This is a genomic window from Ginsengibacter hankyongi (genome assembly GCF_008710285.1).
In the GTDB taxonomy this organism is placed as follows: Bacteria; Bacteroidota; Bacteroidia; order Chitinophagales; family Chitinophagaceae; genus Ginsengibacter; species Ginsengibacter hankyongi.
Genome location: NZ_VYQF01000006.1, coordinates 192,800 through 213,337 on the forward strand (window position 1 = coordinate 192,800; position 20,538 = coordinate 213,337).

General features: G+C 37.1%; 16 protein-coding genes. 7 read left to right on the plus strand and 9 right to left on the minus strand.

Annotated elements, in window-relative coordinates:
- Window positions 1-84: 84 nt before the first annotated feature.
- The 5 genes from FW778_RS17805 to FW778_RS17825 all read right to left on the minus strand — a co-directional run bounded on the left by FW778_RS17805 (window position 85) and on the right by FW778_RS17825 (window position 3,902).
- A complete protein-coding gene (locus FW778_RS17805) occupies window positions 85-1,941 on the minus strand; it encodes an ELWxxDGT repeat protein (RefSeq protein ID WP_150416206.1) in 1,857 nt (618 codons plus the stop codon).
- A 313-nt stretch (window positions 1,942-2,254) separates the two neighbouring features.
- Window positions 2,255-2,887: a SprT-like domain-containing protein gene (locus tag FW778_RS17810; protein WP_150416207.1), complete on the minus strand. Its 633-nt coding sequence runs from the start codon at window positions 2,885-2,887 to the stop codon at window positions 2,255-2,257.
- Complete coding sequence (locus tag FW778_RS17815; RefSeq protein WP_150416208.1) at window positions 2,880-3,278, minus strand: hypothetical protein; 399 nt, start codon at window positions 3,276-3,278, stop codon at window positions 2,880-2,882. The genes FW778_RS17810 and FW778_RS17815 overlap by 8 nt, the downstream gene beginning before the upstream one ends.
- On the minus strand, window positions 3,275-3,487 hold the full coding sequence (locus FW778_RS17820; protein ID WP_150416209.1) for an AtpZ/AtpI family protein: 213 nt from the start codon (window positions 3,485-3,487) through the stop codon (window positions 3,275-3,277). The genes FW778_RS17815 and FW778_RS17820 overlap by 4 nt, the downstream gene beginning before the upstream one ends.
- Before the next feature lie 22 nt (window positions 3,488-3,509).
- On the minus strand, window positions 3,510-3,902 hold the full coding sequence (locus tag FW778_RS17825; RefSeq protein ID WP_150416210.1) for a hypothetical protein: 393 nt from the start codon (window positions 3,900-3,902) through the stop codon (window positions 3,510-3,512).
- A 160-nt stretch (window positions 3,903-4,062) separates the two neighbouring features.
- Between FW778_RS17825 and porW the strand changes: the two genes are divergently transcribed.
- The 6 genes from porW (at window position 4,063) to FW778_RS17860 (ending at window position 14,225) form a co-directional block, all read left to right on the plus strand.
- Entirely contained in the window at window positions 4,063-7,086 is a 3,024-nt protein-coding gene (porW, locus tag FW778_RS17830; protein WP_150416211.1) for a type IX secretion system periplasmic lipoprotein PorW/SprE, read from the plus strand.
- A gap of 41 nt (window positions 7,087-7,127) precedes the next feature.
- Window positions 7,128-9,596: a penicillin-binding protein 1A gene (locus tag FW778_RS17835; RefSeq protein WP_150416212.1), complete on the plus strand. Its 2,469-nt coding sequence runs from the start codon at window positions 7,128-7,130 to the stop codon at window positions 9,594-9,596.
- Between the two features lie 223 nt (window positions 9,597-9,819).
- Window positions 9,820-10,818: a zinc dependent phospholipase C family protein gene (locus FW778_RS17840; protein WP_150416213.1), complete on the plus strand. Its 999-nt coding sequence runs from the start codon at window positions 9,820-9,822 to the stop codon at window positions 10,816-10,818.
- 604 nt (window positions 10,819-11,422) lie between these two features.
- Window positions 11,423-13,693, plus strand: coding sequence for an aconitate hydratase (locus FW778_RS17850; RefSeq protein ID WP_150416215.1), 2,271 nt, complete (start codon window positions 11,423-11,425; stop codon window positions 13,691-13,693).
- A 42-nt stretch (window positions 13,694-13,735) separates the two neighbouring features.
- The gene (locus FW778_RS23790) at window positions 13,736-13,957 is read left to right on the plus strand and encodes a DUF4160 domain-containing protein (RefSeq protein WP_394349805.1); all 222 of its coding nucleotides are present in this window, start codon (window positions 13,736-13,738) and stop codon (window positions 13,955-13,957) included.
- On the plus strand, window positions 13,929-14,225 hold the full coding sequence (locus tag FW778_RS17860; RefSeq protein WP_150416216.1) for a DUF2442 domain-containing protein: 297 nt from the start codon (window positions 13,929-13,931) through the stop codon (window positions 14,223-14,225). Before FW778_RS23790 ends, FW778_RS17860 begins: the two co-directional genes overlap by 29 nt.
- 87 nt (window positions 14,226-14,312) lie before the next feature.
- Here the strand turns inward: FW778_RS17860 and FW778_RS17865 are convergent, their stop codons facing one another.
- The 4 genes from FW778_RS17865 to FW778_RS17880 form a co-directional block, all read right to left on the minus strand.
- On the minus strand, window positions 14,313-15,377 hold the full coding sequence (locus tag FW778_RS17865) for a winged helix DNA-binding domain-containing protein (RefSeq protein ID WP_202552334.1): 1,065 nt from the start codon (window positions 15,375-15,377) through the stop codon (window positions 14,313-14,315).
- 192 nt (window positions 15,378-15,569) lie between these two features.
- Window positions 15,570-16,319: a Bax inhibitor-1/YccA family protein gene (locus FW778_RS17870; protein ID WP_150416218.1), complete on the minus strand. Its 750-nt coding sequence runs from the start codon at window positions 16,317-16,319 to the stop codon at window positions 15,570-15,572.
- A gap of 138 nt (window positions 16,320-16,457) precedes the next feature.
- On the minus strand, window positions 16,458-18,557 hold the full coding sequence (locus FW778_RS17875) for a glycoside hydrolase family 97 protein (protein ID WP_150416219.1): 2,100 nt from the start codon (window positions 18,555-18,557) through the stop codon (window positions 16,458-16,460).
- 101 nt (window positions 18,558-18,658) lie between these two features.
- A complete protein-coding gene (locus tag FW778_RS17880) occupies window positions 18,659-19,042 on the minus strand; it encodes an SET domain-containing protein (protein WP_150416220.1) in 384 nt (127 codons plus the stop codon).
- Window positions 19,043-19,106: 64 nt separating this feature from the next.
- On the opposite strand from FW778_RS17880, the gene mgtE reads away from it, so the two are divergent.
- Window positions 19,107-20,507, plus strand: coding sequence for a magnesium transporter (mgtE, locus tag FW778_RS17885; RefSeq protein ID WP_150416221.1), 1,401 nt, complete (start codon window positions 19,107-19,109; stop codon window positions 20,505-20,507).
- Window positions 20,508-20,538: the final 31 nt, after the last annotated feature.

Sequence of the window (20,538 nt, forward strand, 5' to 3'; positions counted from 1 at the left end):
GGTTAACCAAACTGTAGACACCTCACAAAAAATATCTACCCCATTAACGAGAAACGATGAAGCAACAGGAATGATTTCCGGCACTCAGTTCACCACAAATTTCATTGATTGTGTTATATCTTTCGTCTTACAAACAATTACGTATGTCCCTCTAGCGGTATCGCTCAAAGGAATATTTATGATAGTATTCGGCGAACTTCCGCGGTTTATTAATGTACCGGCTGTTGAATATACCTGCCAGTTGCAGGTAGCGTTGGTTTTATTGCTAACCAATATCGATTTATAACTCTCCTGGTATATTATTTTGATGCCAATTGCATTTTCATGCTTCAATCTTATAACGGGTGAATAAGTAAAGGCGTTGTCAATATCAATCATTTTAAGCCTATAAAAGCCACCGGCATTGAGGGCGGAGTTTTGTTTAAAATTATACGCCCGGTTTATGGAACTATTCAGTGCTGCTTCAACCTGGCCTGCGGTTGTAAACATATTTCCATCGTTGCTTTGCTCAATTATAAAAGAAGACGTATTTATTTCATTAGCCGTTGTCCAATGCAAAACATCGCTATTACCGACAACCTCACCCGTAAACGAAATTAAATGTAGCGGAAGTGCACTCGCGGTAAGTTTACAAAGCTCATACCCCGTCGTAATGCCGGATACGCTAGCTTGCAAATAAAGTTCATTATGATATTCAAGGAAATAATTATCACTTCCAAATTGAGAATAATGCGCTATTGGAAATGTAGTATTATCAGCTCTCATGGGAATCGTACCGGCAATGGTTCCATTACTTTGATAAGTTGAAAAATCTGAACCCGAAATCATATACAAAGTATTATTCCAAATTGCTGAAAATATGGAAGAAGGAATTGAGCTCTTGACCAACACAGTATTGGCATCAGTGCCATCCGTTTTCCACAATTGCTGCGTTGCCCAGGTTATAAAATACAAGGTATCATTATAAACAGTTATCGCACGTGGCTGGCTACTATTCGATCCGGCCACTACATCTTTTACCATTTGTGTGCCTCCGGTCGTACCATCTGTTACCCATAACTCCTCGCCATTGACATCATCGCGTGCAGAAAAATAGATTTTATTATGATATACCTGGAAGTACATAGGTTCACCACTGCCTGCAGCACTGATATTTTTAACCAATTGTGTGCCACCGGCAGTACCATCTGTAACCCATAACTCATCTCCATTAATGTTATCAGTAACATTAAAATACATTTTGTTATTTATCACTGGAGAATTGCCATTAAAATTGGCCATTATAATACCAGCTTTTACCAGTGTAGTTCCGGCGACGGTGCCATCACTTTTCCACAACCCGCTTCCGGAGCCTGAACCATCATCACTTTCAAAATAAGCAAAATCGTTTAAAACAGCCATCGCTCTCTCGCCGTTAAAGCCATAAACTATGTTGTCTTTAACAACGATAGTATTAGCAGCCGTACCATCAGAAGCATATAGCCTTTGGGCTCCGTTAGTATTATTAGCTAAAAAGAAAAGCTTATTGCTGGCAACGGTAAAGTTTTTTGGATTAGAACCTGTGCTGCCGGGATAAATATCTTTAAGCATAACAGTACCCGCCGTAGTGCCATCGCTTACCCAGGGCTCCTGCCCGTTCACTCCGTCGCTATAAGCAAAATAAATTTTATTGTTGTAATTCTGAAGTTCCTGTATGCTGTTGCTAATACCACCAAATGGTCCTACGTTAGTTGTGGTAGCATCGGTGCCAAGTGTAACCCACAGGCTGTTGTAGTTGGTGGCATCCTGCGCAATAAAAAATAATTTATCGTTGGAAATGATAAGATCATGGGGGAAAGAACTTCCTGCTGTATTAATATCTTTAACGTTTACAATATCCTGCGCAGGGAGTAATGGTATTATATACAACATGGTTAACGCTAATAGTAAATATTTTTTCATAATAAGAAAGATCGTATAGACGCTAAAAAAGAGAAAAATAAATATGGCAACAAAATATTCCTTCCGGACTGTTGTACAATATTGAACGAATAATTTATTGAAGTTTAAATCTATTCATTCTGCCCTGTGTTGCATTAAACTATCCAGCAAGTGGGTTGTAAAACTTTTTAATTGGTGAAATTATACAGGTGACCGGGAGATTGTACAAGAACGAATGCGCATTCGTAGGAAATCATTGTTGTGAAAAGGAAAGCCAGCTGACGAGCCTGCATTGAAATTTAACCGTCGGATGAATCAAGAGAAGATAAATTCTTCATTCACTATTATCCTTTACCAATTCCACTTCCGCAACGGGACTAAATAGAAAAAGTCTTCCGGTAGCAACATCCTGGCATACATAACGCTTTCTTACCTTATTGCCTTTCTTAAAAGTTTTACCGCCCTTTACTTTGAATAAACTGTTTAATGAAAGTTCTTCCACGAAAAAAAATCCCGGCTTATCAGCATCATATCTTTTTAATATTCTTAATAAGCCATCCTCGGCACATGAGCTTGCCGATGGATTTTGAAGGCTTTGCAACAACTCGGCTTCAATATCAGGCGGGAATATTTTTTTTGTTATAAAGCGTGCAAGTATTTTACCGAATTCATTTTTCCATTGAGCACCATGGGGAGGTATTCTGTTTCCATGTTTCTCAAAAGCCAGCAGGTGGCCAAGTTCATGCAATAATGTTATCAGGAAAGAATATTTATTGAGGTTACCGTTTACACTTATCCGGTGGTTTTTATTAAAATGGCTGTTGCGGTAATCGCCTAAAACACTTTTACGTTCACGGGTAACCGTTAGGTGCACCTTATATTCATGAAGGTAAGACACTACATCATCGAATGAGCCTTCGGGTAAATAGGTGTTAAGCTGGTGAAGAGGGGATTCTTTTTTAGGCATCGGTTTTCTTACGGGAAATTTTCATTAACTGTCTTACTTCAATAGATGTGTACAAAATGTATAACCCCATCGCGGTAAAAAGAGAAGGCTTGTTTACTTTTCCTTTGATAACAAAAAGATAAATGCCCAAGGCAATGATCACTATAAATATTTTAAGCAATAAATTGACATATACGCCGCGGATAAAAGCATTAATATTAGACGATTTTATGGCCCGCATTTGTATAAAAAATCCAGCCGTTGTAAGCACGAATAACAACAGGTTTGCGATGAGTAAAAGTCTAATGCCAAATCCATGTTCATGTAAAAAGCCTTTAAACAGGAATGCTCCTGCATTTATCAAAATAAATAATACAATTACCGAAACAGATTTATTATAAATTTCTTTCATTTCTTTTTTGAGGTTTCTTTTAAAATATTATACAACAGTCCCACGATGATCAACAAGGGCAGCAACCACACTAATAAAGGAAACGAAATCTTTACCCATTTATCCACCTTTAAACCAATAAATACACCCAAGCCTATGCTTACCAAAAACTGCATAGCAAGGCTTGCGTAACGTAATAATTGTTTATTTCCTTCGTTCTTGTTAATCAAAATCTTTTATTTTTTATAACAGTCAGTCCCTGCTCTTTTCAATATTTTTCAACTTAAGCATGGTAGTATCGGGTGGCACAATTTTACCTTTTAAAACTTTTTCAATATTATCAATATATTCCTGTTTCTTAACCAGGTTCAGTTCAATTGAATCAGCTTTCATTTTCAGTACTTCATATTCTTTTGCTTTTTTCGCCTCACCATAGCCGGGAATATATAATTTAAGCGGAGTAAAGGCAATAAGCGCAACAGTAAGCCCAACCAATATTACAAACAATGTACTGAGCACTATATAAACACTTAACCGGGTTAATTTAAAAGCGACTACTTCATCATAGGTATCCTCGTTCATAACTACCAGCCGGTAACGGCTTCTGAGTCTTTTTAAAGATGTGTTGCCAACGGGCAGAGGCATGTCGTTTTTTTAGGTTGTTAAAATATAATCAGCACTATTCATTAAATGGAATATTAGCTCAAAATAACCGTATTTTTAAAATATTTTTGCAAAATAGAAGTTTCATACAAGAACAAATTACGTTTTGATATTTATACTCCTATAAAAATTTTAAATATTCATGAACCCCCGGATCCTAAAGTCTTTATCTATATTATTATTTTCCCTGTTTCTTTTACCGGAAGTTTATGCGCAATTAGGCAAAATCACTATTGATCTTGAAAAAGATAAACCTCAAAAATTTAAGACCAAAACATTAAAATCTGAAAAAACCGGCGAGAAGAAATTTACCGTTCCACGCAGGTTTGTTCAAAATACTGTTTCGCACTACAATTATTTTTATAACGCCAATAACAAATTAAACCAGGTTATTGAGAGGGCACGCATTGCCAATAAAGATGACTATACAAAACTCCTGCCTTTTTATGGCTACTCACTCGACAATACAGCTGCCCAAAAAACTGATCTTGATTCAGTAATTTACAAAGCTACCGCAGGAATTTTATTACACGACTTGCGAAGCAATTGGGTGGATAATTTTTACCTGTTGATTGGCGAAGCGTATTACCTCAGGAAAGACTATGATTCCGCTTCCATGACTTTCCAATTTATTAATTACAATCTTTTTCCTCATAAGAAAAAAGACGATGACCAGTTAGTTGTAGGAACAAATGAGAATGCCGAAAATAAAGCCATCAGTGTTTCAAGCAAAGAAGACAGGAATATTATTGCTAAAACATTTACCCGTCCGCCCAGCAGAAATGATGCCTTTATATGGCAAATAAGAACATTGATAGATATGGACCAGACAGGAGAAGCAGCGGGCCTTATCACAACATTGCAAAATGATCCTGCCTTTCCAGCAAGGCTAAGGCCTGCGCTCGAAGAAATGAGCGCCTATTGGTTTTTTAAACAACAGATGTATGACAGCACCTTGGCGCATCTCGAAAATTCTTTACCTAATGTAGCAGATTTGCAGGATAAAGCACGGCGCGAATTTTTAATAGCGCAGCTATTTGAAATGACCAATAAGCAGGACGAAGCAAAAGATTTTTATGATAAGGCGATGCATCATACCACCGACCCGTTGATGGATATTTATGCCAACCTTAATAAAGCTAAAATGCTTAAGAGTAACGATCCTGCTGAAATTGATAAAAGCATTGCTACACTTCTACGAATGTCAAAAAAAGATAAGTTTCAGCCCTATAGGGATATCATATTTTTTTCTGCTGCACAACTCGCTTTAATAAAACCCGATACGGCTGCTACGGTTTTTTTGTTTAAGAAAAGTACTTTCTATAACCAGGAAAATGTGCCAATAAAAAACCTGGCGTTCCTTAACCTTGCAGAAATTAGTTATAAGCAAAAGAAATATAAAGATGCCTATGCATTTTATGATAGTCTTCAGTTAACTGACACAACGCTCGGCGATATTGCTAAAATACAGCAAAGAAAAAACGCATTAGCAGTAATTGTTGGCAATATAAATATTATAGAACGCGAAGATAGTCTGCAGTCTATAGCTGCAATGACACCCGGCGATCGCGATGCGTTCATTAAAAAACTTTCAAAGAAATTGAGGAAAGAACAGGGAATTAAAGAGGGCGATTCTTTATATAGCAATCCGGCTGCCAATTATTTTGATTCGAAACATGCCTCTTCAGATATTTTTGGAAACGTTACTAGTAAAAATGGCGAGTGGTATTTTTATAATGCATCATTAAAATCGCAGGGTTATACAGAGTTTAAAAGAAAATGGGGCAAACGGCAGAACGTTGATAACTGGCGGCGTGCTTCGGCCTCAGGCAATGCCGTTGCTAATACAGCAAATGCGTTTGCCAATCCCGATGACAGCACTGGAAATAATAACCAGCTCGGTCAAAATGCTGATCCACTTATGGCGGCCACGGTTAATCCAACTGCTATTCCCGTTCAAACAGATTTTTCTATCGCGGGCCTGTTGGCAAATGTTCCGCTGACAAAGGATAAATTAGATGAATCCAATAAAAAAGTTTCAAAGTCACTGTTTCAATTAGGTAAAGATTACCAAAACCTACTTGAAGATTATAGCGCGGCTATTGATGCTTATGAAAATTCTTTAAAGCGTTTTCCTGATAGTTTGTATGCCGGCGAATTGTATTTAAACCTCTCCTATTGCTACAGGAAATTGGGAGATATTGCTAAAGCAGATTATTATAAAAATTTACTCATTAATAAATTTGATAAAAGTAAATTCACTCAGCTGGCGTTGCATCCTGAGGCAATGGAGCCTTCAAAGAAGGACCCTGCGGCAACAAAAAGATATGAAGATATTTATAATCTTTTTATAGAAGGTGATTTTGAAAAAGCAGTTGCTTTAAAAAAGCAAGCCGACAGTACTTATGGTGCAAATTACTGGAGTCCGCAGTTACTTTACATCGAGTCAGTTTATTATATCCGCAACCGGGATGACAGCACTGCAATTAATATTCTCAAGCAGATAATTACCCAATATCCAACTTCGCCTTTAAAGGCAAAAGCAGTAACGATGATTGATGTTTTAAAAAGGAGAAGTTCTATAGAAAGTTATTTAACCAAACTTAATGTGGTAAGGGAAAAAGAAGATTCCCAAATAGTTGTTTATAATGATCCTGCTATCATCAAACGGATGCAGCAGGATACTTCACGCATGCTTGCTGTTCATCCGAATAATACAATTATAACCCCGGGGAAAGTATATCTTGATTCTTCAAAAAGAGCTCCGGCAATCGCTAAAAATGCAACATTCATGATTGATCCGCTATCTACGCAATATGTAATGATGGTGTTAAACAAAGTTGATCCTGTTTATAGCACGGAAGCAAAAAATGCATTTACGAGATATAACAGTCAAAATTTTTATGCCCAAAAAATAGAGGTTACAAAAGATACTTTGGACAAAGACAGAACCCTTTTAATTTTTACTGAATTTTTAACGGCAGATGCTGCGATAAAATACATGGATAATTTAAAGAAAGCAGCGCCCATACAGATATCGTGGTTGCCTCCTGCGAAATATTCTTTCTATATTATATCTGGCTCAAATCTTGATCTTTTAAAACAAAATAAAAATTTGCAGAATTATATTGATTTATTAAGCAAAAAATTTCCCGGCAAATTTTAATTAAAAAATAAATTATTCTTGTTAAGAATAAAGTACGAAAAATGAAAAAAGAAATCTCACTTAATACGAAAAATAAACTGGGCAAAAAAGATAAAACGAAACCTGCCATAAAAATTTTATGGACACTCGTGTTGGGGGGCATAGCACTTGGATTTATCATATTTGCTTCCGCATGGTTTGGGCTCTTCGGGAAATTACCTTCGCTCCAGGAACTGGAAAATCCGCAGGCCAATCTTGCTTCAGAAATTTACGCAAATGATGGTACCACGTTAATGGGTAAAATTTATGCTGAAAACCGCAGTTCGGCAGATTTTCACGATATTTCAAAACATGTAATTGATGCACTTATTTCAACCGAAGATATTCGTTTTTACGACCACTCCGGTATTGATGCAATAGCCATTGGCCGTGCATTAAAAGGTTTTGGCAGCGAAGGCGGTGGCAGTACTATTACTCAACAACTCGCAAAAAATATGCTGGGCCAGGGTGGCGGTTGGGTAGGTAAAAGAATTATAGATAAACTGAAAGAATGGATTGTTGCACTCAAGCTTGAAAAGAATTTTACGAAGCAGGAAATTTTAGCATTGTACCTTAACAGGGTATCGTGGTTGAATGTGTATGGAATAAGAAATGCGGCTCGTGTCTATTTTCAAAAAGACCCATCAGAACTTACCACTGATGAATCCGCATTGCTCGTAGGTATGTTAAGCGGGCCCGGCAAATACGATCCAGTTAGAAATCCACAGGCTGCAACAGACAGAAGAAATTTAGTACTGGACCGAATGGTTACTAATGATGTTTTATCCAGTGCTGAAGCTGAGACTTTAAAGAGAAAACCGCTGGGAATAAAATATAAAAAGCTCGATGAAAGCCTTGGGATTGCACCCTATTTCCGTTCTGTATTATCAAAAAAATTAATTGACTGGTGTAAAACGCACAAAGACCCGGCAACCGGCAGAAATTATGATCTGTACCGAGACGGTCTTAAAATTTATACCACTATTGATCCCAAGATGCAATTATATGCAGAAGAAGCAGTGGTAAAGCACATGGCCAATATGCAGAAGAAATTTAATAGCCAGTTGCCGAAAAATGTATGGAAAGGGCATGAAGATATTTTAAACAGGGCAATGAGGGACAGTGAAAGATGGAAATACATGAAGGAAGCAGGTATAAAAGATGATGAAATCAAAAAGTCATTTTATGTGCCAGTTAAAATGAAAGTATTTGCATGGAACTCAAAGCGAGAAACTGATACAGTAATGACTCCTTTAGACTCCATAAAATATTTTAAACAAATGATGCAAACGTCATTTGCGGTAATGGATCCGATAACAGGCGAAGTTAAAGCATGGGTAGGTGGAATAGATTTTAAATGGTTTAAATACGATCACGTAACGGCTAACAGGCAGGTGGGCTCAGCGTTTAAGCCCTTATTGTATACACTTGCGCTTACAGATGCAGGGCTTACCCCGGAATCCCAACTCGGTGGAAAATCAATTACGTTAGCCAACAGAACTTTTTCAGGTCCGGGAGGAACTATGGCGTATTGCCTTGCTAAATCTTTAAACGTTGCAGCATGGGATTTGATGAGCCGTATAGGGCCTAAAAAAACTGCGGAGTTTGCACATCTTTGTGGCATTAAAAGTGATATACCTCTTGTGCCGTCAATTGCATTGGGTACAGCCGATATTCAACTATTAGAAATGCTAAGGGCTTATTCTATGTTTCCTAACAGGGGATTCAATACAGAGCCTATTTATATTTCAAGAATAGAAGATAAAAATGGCAATGTCCTTCAGAGTTTTGAATCTGAATCCAAACAGGTAATTAGCGAAGTGGACGCTTATACGATGTATAAGATGATGCAGGGAGTTGTTGATTATGGAACCGGCGGCGCTATGCGCTGGAAGTATGGAATAACGAGTGATATGGGTGGTAAAACGGGAACAACTAATGATAATACCGATGGTTGGTTTATGGGATATACTCCGCAGCTTCTTGCCGGCGCCTGGGTTGGATGTGATGATCCTTTTTTGCACTTGAGAAACGGGTGGACTAATGGAGGAAATGATATGGCGATGCCCGAATGGGCTTATTTTATGCAGAAAGTGTATGCCGATAAAAAGTTGGGAATTGATCCAAAAGCGGTTTTCCAAAAACCCGCAGAATTAAACAACGATCCTATTTTTGCAGATCAGAATTTTTCAAATATTGTAAAGGAAGGCCAGGGCAATGATTTTACGGAAGAAAATGGAAATGGCGATGCGGGAGACTATGAAACTACTCCCAATGTTCCTGTTGAATCTGAGTTTAATAAAGACCTTACAAAAGATCCGAACTCACCTCCTGAAAAAAAAGTGATAGGGCCCGTAAATATGATGGATGAGTTTAAAAAAGATACTTCTAAAACGCATCCGAAAAATACAGATCAAAATAAACTTAATAAAGACGCTGATAAATTAAAAAAACCATCTTCAAAACCTGCAAAAACGAGCAGTGATTATTAATTATAAACCTTATTATATTTTTAGTAACCGTATATAATTGTCCGCTGGAAGTGATTCCGTTGTCATTATCTATTCATTAACCAACGTTCCCTATACCGGTATGTTGACTAAATAAACATTTCAAAACTGTTGAATCACTAATCGCATTTCACCTCTTTTATGTTTATTAATATTTTAATACAATCACTAATATCGGCATATTTTTATACCAAATCTCTATACTTTGAAATCAAGAATAATTACAACGGCGTTCATCATTTTACTTATGACGGGAAGTATTAATTTACTATTTGCCTGGGGCGCGTGGGGGCACAAGCATATAAACAGCGCAGCCGTTTTCGCATTACCCGACAGCATGAGAAAGTTTTATTACAACCACATTGATTTTATTACAGAAGGAGCTGTGGTGCCCGATCTGAGGAGAGCACTCTTAAATGATAAAAACGAAAGTCCAAGGCATTATATAGATCTACAGGATTTCCATGAACCTGTTTCTTCACTTCCAAAAACAACGAAAGAAGCCTACGCAAAATTCGATAGCGCCTCTTTAAATAAGGCCGGTATACTGCCGTGGTATATCCAAAACATTATGGAAAAGCTAACGGCGGCTTTTAAAAAACGAAATAAGTCAGAAATACTTTTTCTATCAGCGGAGCTTGCCCATTATGTTGGCGATGCACATATGCCTTTGCATACCTCTTCCAATTTTAACGGGCAGCTTACTAACCAGAAAGGCATACACGCTTTATGGGAATCAGAAATACCCGAACTGTTTGGAAACAGTTATAATTTTAAAACAAACAGTGCCAAATATATTCCCGATGTTACTGCAGAAACATGGGATATAATTATTCATACACATTCATTGGAGGATACTTTATTATCTGACGAAAAAAAAGTAAGAAAAAGTTTTAACGCCGGCGACATGTATAAAAAAGATGCAACCGGTAATAATATTCTTTTTTATAACCAACCCATATTTTCAGATGAATATGCAAAGCAGTTTAACACTGCAATGAATGGAATGGTTGAAAAACAATTAAGGCTTTCCATACAGGATGTGGCTAATTACTGGTACACCGCTTGGATTAATGCCGGAAGCCCGGAATTACTATCTCTCGATGATGAACACATGACAAAACAAAATCAAAAAAATTATAAGATCGAATATAAGGCATGGGGCAAAGGAAAGCTGCTTAATCTATCAAATGAAAGGGAATAAAAAGCGCTGAAGTGTCGATCCTGACTAACTTCCTGGAAAGAAAAAGAGGTACAGAAAAAAATGGATTTAAAGCGGGTTTTAATTAGAAGTATAAATATAAATAACTATTCCGGTTAAACGCAAATATTTTAAAATATTTGTAAAATTTACACTTATTCAATGGATAGATCAACGAAAATACTAACGGACGATTATCCGCCCTTTACAAATAACGCAGTGGATTACGCCTTGACCTTTGTATATAATTTTTAATGTTGATCCAAAAAGCAAAAAACAAATAAAATATTACCGGCGAGCCAAGGGTCAAAAAAGATATATAAATGAAATATTTTCTTATAACGGAAGTGGCAATACCCATTTTTTCACCTATTGCCGTGCACACCCCAAAGACCTGCCACTCAATAAAGTGTTTTATTTTATACATACCCAAAGCTAAAAAATATTTACAATAAAACTATAACGACAAATAAATTTTAAGATTGTATTACAAACGACACATCGTGCATTTTTAAAATTTTAATGAAGATAATCTATAGTAAATCTTGATTTGATTTTAAGTAATTTTGCAAAAATTATCTTTTAAATACATCTAAAATAAAAGCAAATGGTATTTGATCTTGACATGATAAAAAAATTTTACGCCGGTTATGCAGGAAAATTAGCAGCAGCCCGTAAAGTTGTAAATCACCCGCTCACCCTAACAGAAAAAATTCTCTATACACACCTTTGGAAAGGTAATGCAGACGAGGCTTACGGAAGAGGAAAAGATTATGTTGATTTTGCACCTGACCGGGTTGCAATGCAGGATGCAACAGCCCAAATGGCCTTACTTCAGTTTATGCAATCGGGAAGAACCAAAGTATCGGTGCCATCAACTGTTCACTGCGATCATTTAATACAAGCGGAAACTGGCGCGGTTGCGGATTTGTCAAGAGCAAAATCTCAAAATAAAGAGGTATATGATTTTCTTTCTTCCGTTTCAAATAAATACGGAATAGGTTTCTGGAAACCCGGTGCCGGTATTATTCACCAGGTGGTCCTGGAAAATTATGCTTTCCCTGGTGGAATGATGATAGGAACAGACTCGCACACCGTTAATGCAGGCGGATTGGGAACTATTGCGATTGGCGTAGGCGGTGCAGACGCATGCGATGTTATGGCCGGCCTGCCCTGGGAATTAAAGTTTCCTAAACTGATAGGTGTTAAACTAACGGGCAAGCTTAGTGGCTGGACAGCATCAAAAGATATTATTTTAAAAGTTGCCGGTATTCTCACGGTGAAAGGTGGTACCGGTGCAATCCTTGAATATTTCGGGGAAGGCGCAACTTCGCTTTCATGCACCGGCAAAGGAACTATTTGTAATATGGGTGCAGAAATTGGAGCAACCACTTCTATTTTTGGATACGATAAAAAAATGGCAGAATACCTAAGAGGCACTGCCAGGGCAGAAGTAGCAGACGCTGCCGATAATCTTGCAAATGAACTTACCGGCGACCCGGAAGTATATGCAAATCCTGAAAAATATTTTGACCAGGTTATTGAAATAAATCTATCTGAATTAGAACCACATATTAATGGCCCTTTCACGCCGGACCTGGCATGGCCCATTTCAAAATTTGCTGATGCAGTCAGGGAGAATGGCTGGCCTGAAGTATTAGAGGTTGGATTAATTGGTTCCTGCACCAATTCTTCTTATGAAGATATTACGAGGGCTGCTTCAATAGCAGAGCAGGCAACTAGTAAAGGCTTAACTGCTAGATCAGAATTTACAATTACACCCGGCTCAGAGCAGGTAAGGTTTACCGTTGATAGAGATGGCTATTTAAAAACATTTGAAAAAATGGGTGGCGTTGTTCTTGCAAATGCCTGCGGGCCATGTATTGGGCAATGGGCAAGGCATTCCAAAGATCCAAATAAAAAGAATTCTATCGTAACCTCTTATAACAGGAATTTTGCTAAAAGAAATGACGGCAATGCCAACACGCATGCTTTTGTTGCCTCGCCGGAATTAACAACTGCTTTAGCGATTGCCGGTTCACTTACCTTTAATCCATTAACAGATTACCTGACGAATGATAAGGGTGAGAAAATAAAATTAGAAGAGCCCAAAGGAATTGAAATGCCGTTAAAAGGTTTTGCTGTTGATGATGCAGGTTATCAATCTCCCGCCGCAGATGGAAGTAAGATAGAAGTTTTGGTTTCTCCAACTTCCGACCGCCTTCAGATTTTAGATCCGTTTCCTGCATGGGAAGGAACAGATATTAATAATTTAAAATTGTTGATTAAGGCAAAAGGAAAATGTACAACGGATCATATTTCCATGGCTGGACCATGGCTTAAATACCGCGGTCATCTCGATAACATCAGCAATAATCTTTTAATTGGTGCAGTTAATTTCTTTAATGAAAAAACAAATTCTGTTAAGAACCAGCTTACTGGTGAATACGGTCCGTTACCGGAAACCCAAAGAGCTTATAAAGCTGATGGCATTGGTTCTGTAATCGTCGGCGATGAAAATTATGGAGAAGGTTCTTCCCGTGAACATGCGGCCATGGAACCGCGTCATTTGGGGGTAAGAGCTGTTCTTGTAAAATCCTTTGCACGCATACACGAAACCAATTTGAAGAAGCAAGGAATGCTTGCAATAACATTTGAAAATAAAGATGATTATAACAAAGTTCTTGAGGATGATTCAATTGATATAACAGGGTTAACTTCATTTAGCGTGAATAAACCGCTTGTAATTCATTTGAATCATAAAGACGGGACTTCAGAAAGTTTTTTAGTTAACCATACTTATAATGAACAACAGATTGAATGGTTTAAAGCCGGAGGAGCATTGAATATCATCAGGAAAGAATTTGAAAACCGTTGAGATTTATGTTATGCCGACTATCTTTTTTAAATTTGGACTTCGATTTTATTTTGTAGTTATTATTGCAGGGAGCCGGTACATATCCATGTAAGTGATGACAGAAAAAAAGTTTGCAAATTTTGGGTAAAAAGAGATGAAGTACTTTTAGCAGATAATTCAGGCTTTACAAAAAGAGAAGTAAATAAATTGGAAAAAGAAGTAAAACAAAATAGTACATTAATTATATCAACCTTCAATGAATTCTGTAAAAGAAATAAAAAATAAAAACCAGGCAATAAATTGGGTAAAGGATTTATCTTTTAATCAACTACCTAAGATTGAGAATGTAGCATTTATTAAAGATGAAATTGCTTTCATTTTAAACGATGGCAGAGTTATATATATACCTATAAGCTGGAGTAAAAAATTATTAAAAGCAACTATCAGTCAAAGACAAAATTTTAAAAATAATGGTATTCATGTTTTTTGGGATGATATTGATGAAATAATCGGAGTTAAAAATATTTTGTTTGGGAAAGAATTATTTTTATAAAAAGAATGTAACGTTAGATATTAAGCTACTTACTAAAAAAATAACAGCGAAGCTTAACTTAAATGGTTTCGCTTTTTTATATAGATATTATTGTTCATAAATTTTGCTAAACTTTACTTCCGGTTTCTTTTCTAAAAACTTTGCGAACCTATTAAATTTCTTTTCAATAGAAGCCATTAGTGTTTTGCTTGCTTTCTTAAAAAATTCAGCTTCCAGAATTACTTTATCTTTTTGAATGTTTCTTTTCCATAAGCCAATGGCTTTGCCGTTCATTACAATTGCAGGATGAAATATACCGTTACTTGTAAACGCTTTTGCTTGATGCTCTTGTGGCAACACCGCGGTTCTGTCTTTATAGCTGATAATAAATTCATCAAATGCTGGTAATAAATAAACAGAAGATTTCCTTTTTTCCGGAATAGAAAATGAGTCGGCAAACCAATATGTTTTGGATTTAATAGTTTCAGAAATAAAATTCTTTTTTATCATTTCCAATGCATGTTTCGCATCGGTAATATTTAATCCCGACCACCATGTAAAATCTTCTAATGTAGCAGGGCAATGGCTTCTAAAATATCTTTTGGCAAGTTTAGTAAGCGCTTCGTCTCTGTTTATTTGTTTTGCAATTTTTACTCTTTCTGCCAGCAAAGTATAGGTTTGATTACTACTGTTCACTTTTCCACTACAGATGATCCCGGATAACTCAGCATAAAACAATAAATGGGTTAGTCTTTGTTCATTGGTAGATATTTTTGCTTTTTCCAGCTTAACTCCCAGTTCTGTTCTTGTTAAATGTTTTCCACCGCTTAAAGCTTTTGTAATAATAGAATTGCTTTTTATAAAAACCTTTTCGTCTAGCCCTAACTGTTTGTCTCTTGATTTCATCGCACGTTTCATTTGAGGCGCGGAAAGTTCAAGCATCCAGTAAATATCTTCGGCAGAAACGATATGCCACGTTGGCCTTAAAACATGAGTTCTAAGAATTTCACCTTTGTTAAATGAGTCCTCAAATAATGCATAAGTTATTCCCAGCAAGCGAAGGCCAATAGCCCACTTAACCATCCTGTAGTCCTGCGCCTGCATGGCTCCCATCCAGCAAACAATTTCTTTGGGCGAAGTAAAAGTTGTGGCAGCAATTTGTTGAGTTATCAAACGAGTATTTGAAATATTTTTAAAATTCATCTTTATTAGTGAATAGCATTATTGATTTTTATTTAGACAAAAAAAAACGGAATACAACCACACAGGTTTTGGAAACCTGTGTGGTTTCATATTCAATAAAGAAAAATAAAAAACCCCGGTAAAGTTACTACCAGGGTTTAAAAAAAGTTTTTTACTAATTTCTTAATTTCTCCTGCTTCCAAACAAACGAAGTAAGAAAAGGAAGATGTTAATAAAGTCGAGGTACAATGTTAATGCACCAAGAACTGACATCTTTTTAGTATCTGCTGCGGAAACATCGCTATATTCCAAACCCTCTCCTATCCTTTTTAATTTTTGCACGTCATAGGCTGTAAGGCCTACAAAAACCATAACGCCAATAATGCTGATTAGATAATCTAATCCACTGCTGTGGAGAAAAAAGTTAATCACCATAGCGATTAAAATTCCAATTACACCCATCATCAGCAAGCGGCCGAATTTTGTAAGATCCTGGTTGGTGGTATATCCCATAAAAGCCATTACGCCAAACATGGCAGAAGCTGATAAGAAACAACCGGTAACTGAACTTGCAGTATAAGCAAGTAGTATGAAACTAAAAGTGATACCATTAATAATCGCATACGCGATGAACAAACCCATAAGCGCAGGAGCCGAAAGTCTCCTATAGCCAAAAGACATGAGAAGCACAAAACCAATAGGCGCAAACATAGTCACCATTCCTAAACCGGTTAGTCCACCTGTTGTTGGAACAATAAGGTAACTTAATAAATTTGCGTTTACAGAAAATTGCCATGCGAATAACGCTGAAACTCCAAGCGCAATAAACATCAGCAAGAACACATTAGCAAGAAACGATCTCGTGCGTGAGGCTTCACCGGTTGGCGTATAAGTTATTGGATTTAAATTCTGATTGTTGTTTATAATTTCCATTGTGTTTTAAATTTTAGTAAAAGTAATTATGATTGACGGTATTAATATTGCCGATTGTAAAATTTAAGTTTTTTCTAGCGAAAATTCTTAATAATAACTCCAAATACGAGCGTTTATTATTTACCGTAACAGAAAAATCTACCGGGGAACAATAGAAACCGCAGCCCCGCCTCCCGGAGCAAGTTTAAGCAATAAATGAGTGGTGCTATTCACAACCATTTTCTTTATCGTATACGCTTCCGGATTGGTTTTCCAATCGGCATCGGCAGCATCGGCATAGTTAGTTGCCGTGTATTGTCTATTTTTATCGAGAAAAGAAAGGTCGGCTGTTAGCTGCCTTGCGTTTTCATCAGTAATAGCTCCTAAAAACCAGTTATTACTTTCTTTTCCTTTTCTTGCAATTGCAATGTAATCTCCGGGTTCAGCAGCAAGAATTTTTGTATCATCCCAATCGACCGGCACATCTTTTATAAATTGAAAAGCATCCATGTGTGCTTCATAATTTTCAGGAAGATCGGCAGCCATTTGAAGCGGGCTGTACAACGTTACATATAATGCAAGTTGCTTGGCAAGCGTTGTATGAACCCGCCTTGTTTTATCTGCTGTATAATTTCTTAATTTAAAAATTCCCGGCGTATAATCCATTGGTCCGCCCATTAATCTTGTAAATGGCAAAATGGTTTCATGTTCCGGTGCATTGCCATCGCTGAAAGCATTGTACTCGTTGCCTCTGGCTGCTTCGCAAGCCAGGAAGTTGGGCCATGTTCTTTGCAAACCCGTTGGCCGTACTGGTTCATGTATATCAATCATTACATGATAAGAAGCCGCTTTTTCAATAGAACGCAAGTAATGATTAACCATCCATTGTCCGTCATGATGTTCGCCACGCGGAATTATTTTTCCTACGTAACCTGTTTTAACGGCCTTGTGTCCAAATTGATTCATGAAACGAAAAGCAGTATCCATCTGCCTTTCATAATTAGTTGCAAAGGCCGATGTTTCATTATGCATGATCATTTCAACACCTTTTGCTTTCGCATAATTTGAAATTTCTTTTACATCGAAATCGGGATATGGAGTTACAAAGTCAAATACATTTTCTTTCCAATTACCAAACCAATCCTCCCACCCGGTGTTCCAGCCTTCAACCAATAATCCTTTAATTCCATTTTTAGATGCAAAGTCAATGTATCTCTTCACATTGGCGGTATTAGCGCTATGCCTGCCGTTAGGAATAGGTTTTCCGTGTGCATCGGCGCTATCGGGATAATCGGAATAACTCCAGGTTCCTTTACCGGTTTGCATTTCCCACCATACACCTACAAATTTCATAGGCTTAATCCATGAAGTATTTTTTATTGCGGAAGGATCGTTGAGATTAAGAATCATCTTTGAAGCAAGAATATCTTCTGCTTTATTACTTACGATTATAGTTCGCCATGGAGTATGAAAGGATGCATGTAAGTAAGCTTTGTTGCCTAGCGCATCAGGCACCAGCCTGGCCGATAACTGATAGGTGCTGTCATTCACATGCAATTGCATTGCAGAGTAATTTACGAGCGCAGCTTCGTGTATATTGATATACAACCCATCATCTGTCTTCAACATCAAAGGGGTTTGCACAGCATAACGGTCAGGGGCCACTCGAACTGCAATTGCAGTGCTCTTTTCAACCAGCTCTTCATTATCTATTTCACTTAATTTGGAAGTCGCGTATGGATATTCGTTAGTCTCATAATCACCTGGTATCCAGAATGCTTTGTGATCACCTGTTAAATTAAATTGTGTCAATTCATCCGTAACAATAAAATATTTTACTGCCGGTTGTTTAGGAAATTCGTAACGAAATCCGACACCATCTGCAAAAACCCTGAAAACTATATCCAGTAAGCGATTAGTGCCGACCTGTTTTAAATGCACCGTTACCTGCCCGTAATGATTTCTTATTTCATTTACTTCTCCCCAAACAGGTTTCCAGGTCTCATCAATTGATTTTTTTTCTGAACCTAATATTTCAAAATTACTGTAGAAATTGTCATTATTAGCAAGTATAAAACCAAGCGTCGATTGTTGAATGATTGGCTTTTGATCATAAGAAACTGAATAAACCGGGACGCCGCCTTTATTCAATGTAAAAACCATTTTTAGTTTTTGCAACTCTGCTGTAATGTTCTGTCCTGAAACTCCGGTAAATAAGAAAACAGAGAACAAAACAGTGATAGCTTTCTTCGAAAACATGATATTCATAGTTTACTTATTAGGAAAACAGAAAAGATGGAAAGTAAGTTAACCAAAAATGAAATTATTATTATCATTTAACCTTTGAAACCTGAGACTCTTTATTGGACTTCAAACCATACCTTTTTATCATCGTTCCAGTTGCCGTTATAGTTTATGGTGAGTTCTTCGCCTTTATTGATGGGCCTTACTGTTTTAATCTGAATCGATTCTTCATCAAAGTCCATAAAATATTCACAATTACTTTCATAACTATGATTGTACATTGAAACCAACCCCAATGCCATACAACATTTATCTTTATCTTTTCCCCATTCAAAAATATAATCATGAAGCAACGTTCTATCAAGAAGAACCCTGTCTTCGGCGCCCATTACTATCACGGGTGATTTCTCTATGACAATATTCGCTTCAATTTTCTCTTTGGTAAAAACACCTCTCCCTTTTTCATTTATTTCTTTTAAATATAAATATTGTTTTAGCATTTATTAAGAAGATAACTATTGTAAAATAAATTAATTTGCGACATAATCGGTACACCAAATTCAAATGGCAGAAGAAGAAGTAACCATACATGATCAATATGAAGAAATTCTTCAGAGCGGAAATGATGCTGCTATAAGCGATTTTCTGAACCAGCAGAATATAAGTGACCTTGCTGAAATAATTGAGCAGAACGAAGAAAGAGAACTGGGAATTTTCCAACATCTTTCTATACACCGTGCGGCAAGCCTATTCAAGATACTGGAACATTCCAACCAAAAAAGAGTTATTAAAGATCTACCCCCGGTAAAAAGTGCTGAATTGCTTAATGCCATGCAGCCGGATGACCGTACAGATTTTCTTGAAGATTTACCCAATGAAGTAGTGAGAGAGTTGGTAAAAACGCTAACGCCAGAAGAAAGAAAGATTACTCTTTCATTACTTGGCTATCCCGAAAACAGCGTAGGAAGATTGATGACACCCGATTATGTTTATGTGCATGAATATAACACCGTGGCTGAAGTAATTGACATCATCAGGCATGTAGGTAAGGATACTGAAACGATCGATGTAATTTATGTAATTAATGATCATGGAGAATTACTTGATGATATAAGAATAAGAGAATTTATTTTGGCTCATCCCGATAAGAAAGTGAGCGAAATGATGGACGGACGGTTTATTGAGCTGAATGTAAACGACGACCAGGAAAAGGCCAATGAAGTTTTTAAAATGAATAATCGGGTAGCCCTCCCCGTTGTAGATGACTATAATGTATTGTTAGGTATTGTAACTATCGATGATGTTCTCTGGGTGGCTAATGAAGAATTTAGCGAAGACATTCAAAAAATAGGTGGTGCCGAAGCACTTGATCAGCCATATTTGGAAACGCCTTTCTTTGGCCTTATTAAAAAAAGAGTAGGTTGGCTCATCATACTTTTTTTAAGCGAAATGCTTACAGCTACGGCTATGGCATACTACAATGATGAACTCGCAAAAGTAATAGTGCTTACCAACTTTATTCCACTTATTATGAGCAGTGGGGGCAACAGCGGTTCACAGGCGTCTTCATTAATTATACAGGCAATGGCACTTGGCGAGGTAACGCTGGCCGATTGGTGGCGTGTTATGCGCCGTGAAATTTTATCTGGATTCGTACTTGGCGCTATATTAGGTTGTATCGGCTTTATGAGAATTTCATTATGGAGCATGCTGATGCACCATGGAATTATGACGGATATTTATGGCCTTCATTGGTTTTTAATTGCACTTTCAGTAAGTTTTTCATTAGTGGGCGTTGTTCTTTGGGGATCATTTGCAGGAAGTATGCTTCCTATACTTTTAAAAAAATTAGGTGCCGATCCGGCCTCATCTTCAGCACCCTTTGTTGCTACGCTGGTAGATGTAACGGGATTAATTATATTTTTTAATGTAGCATTATTCTTTCTAAAAGGAAATGGATTATAACTATTATGGTTAAACGCCTTTCATATAAAAT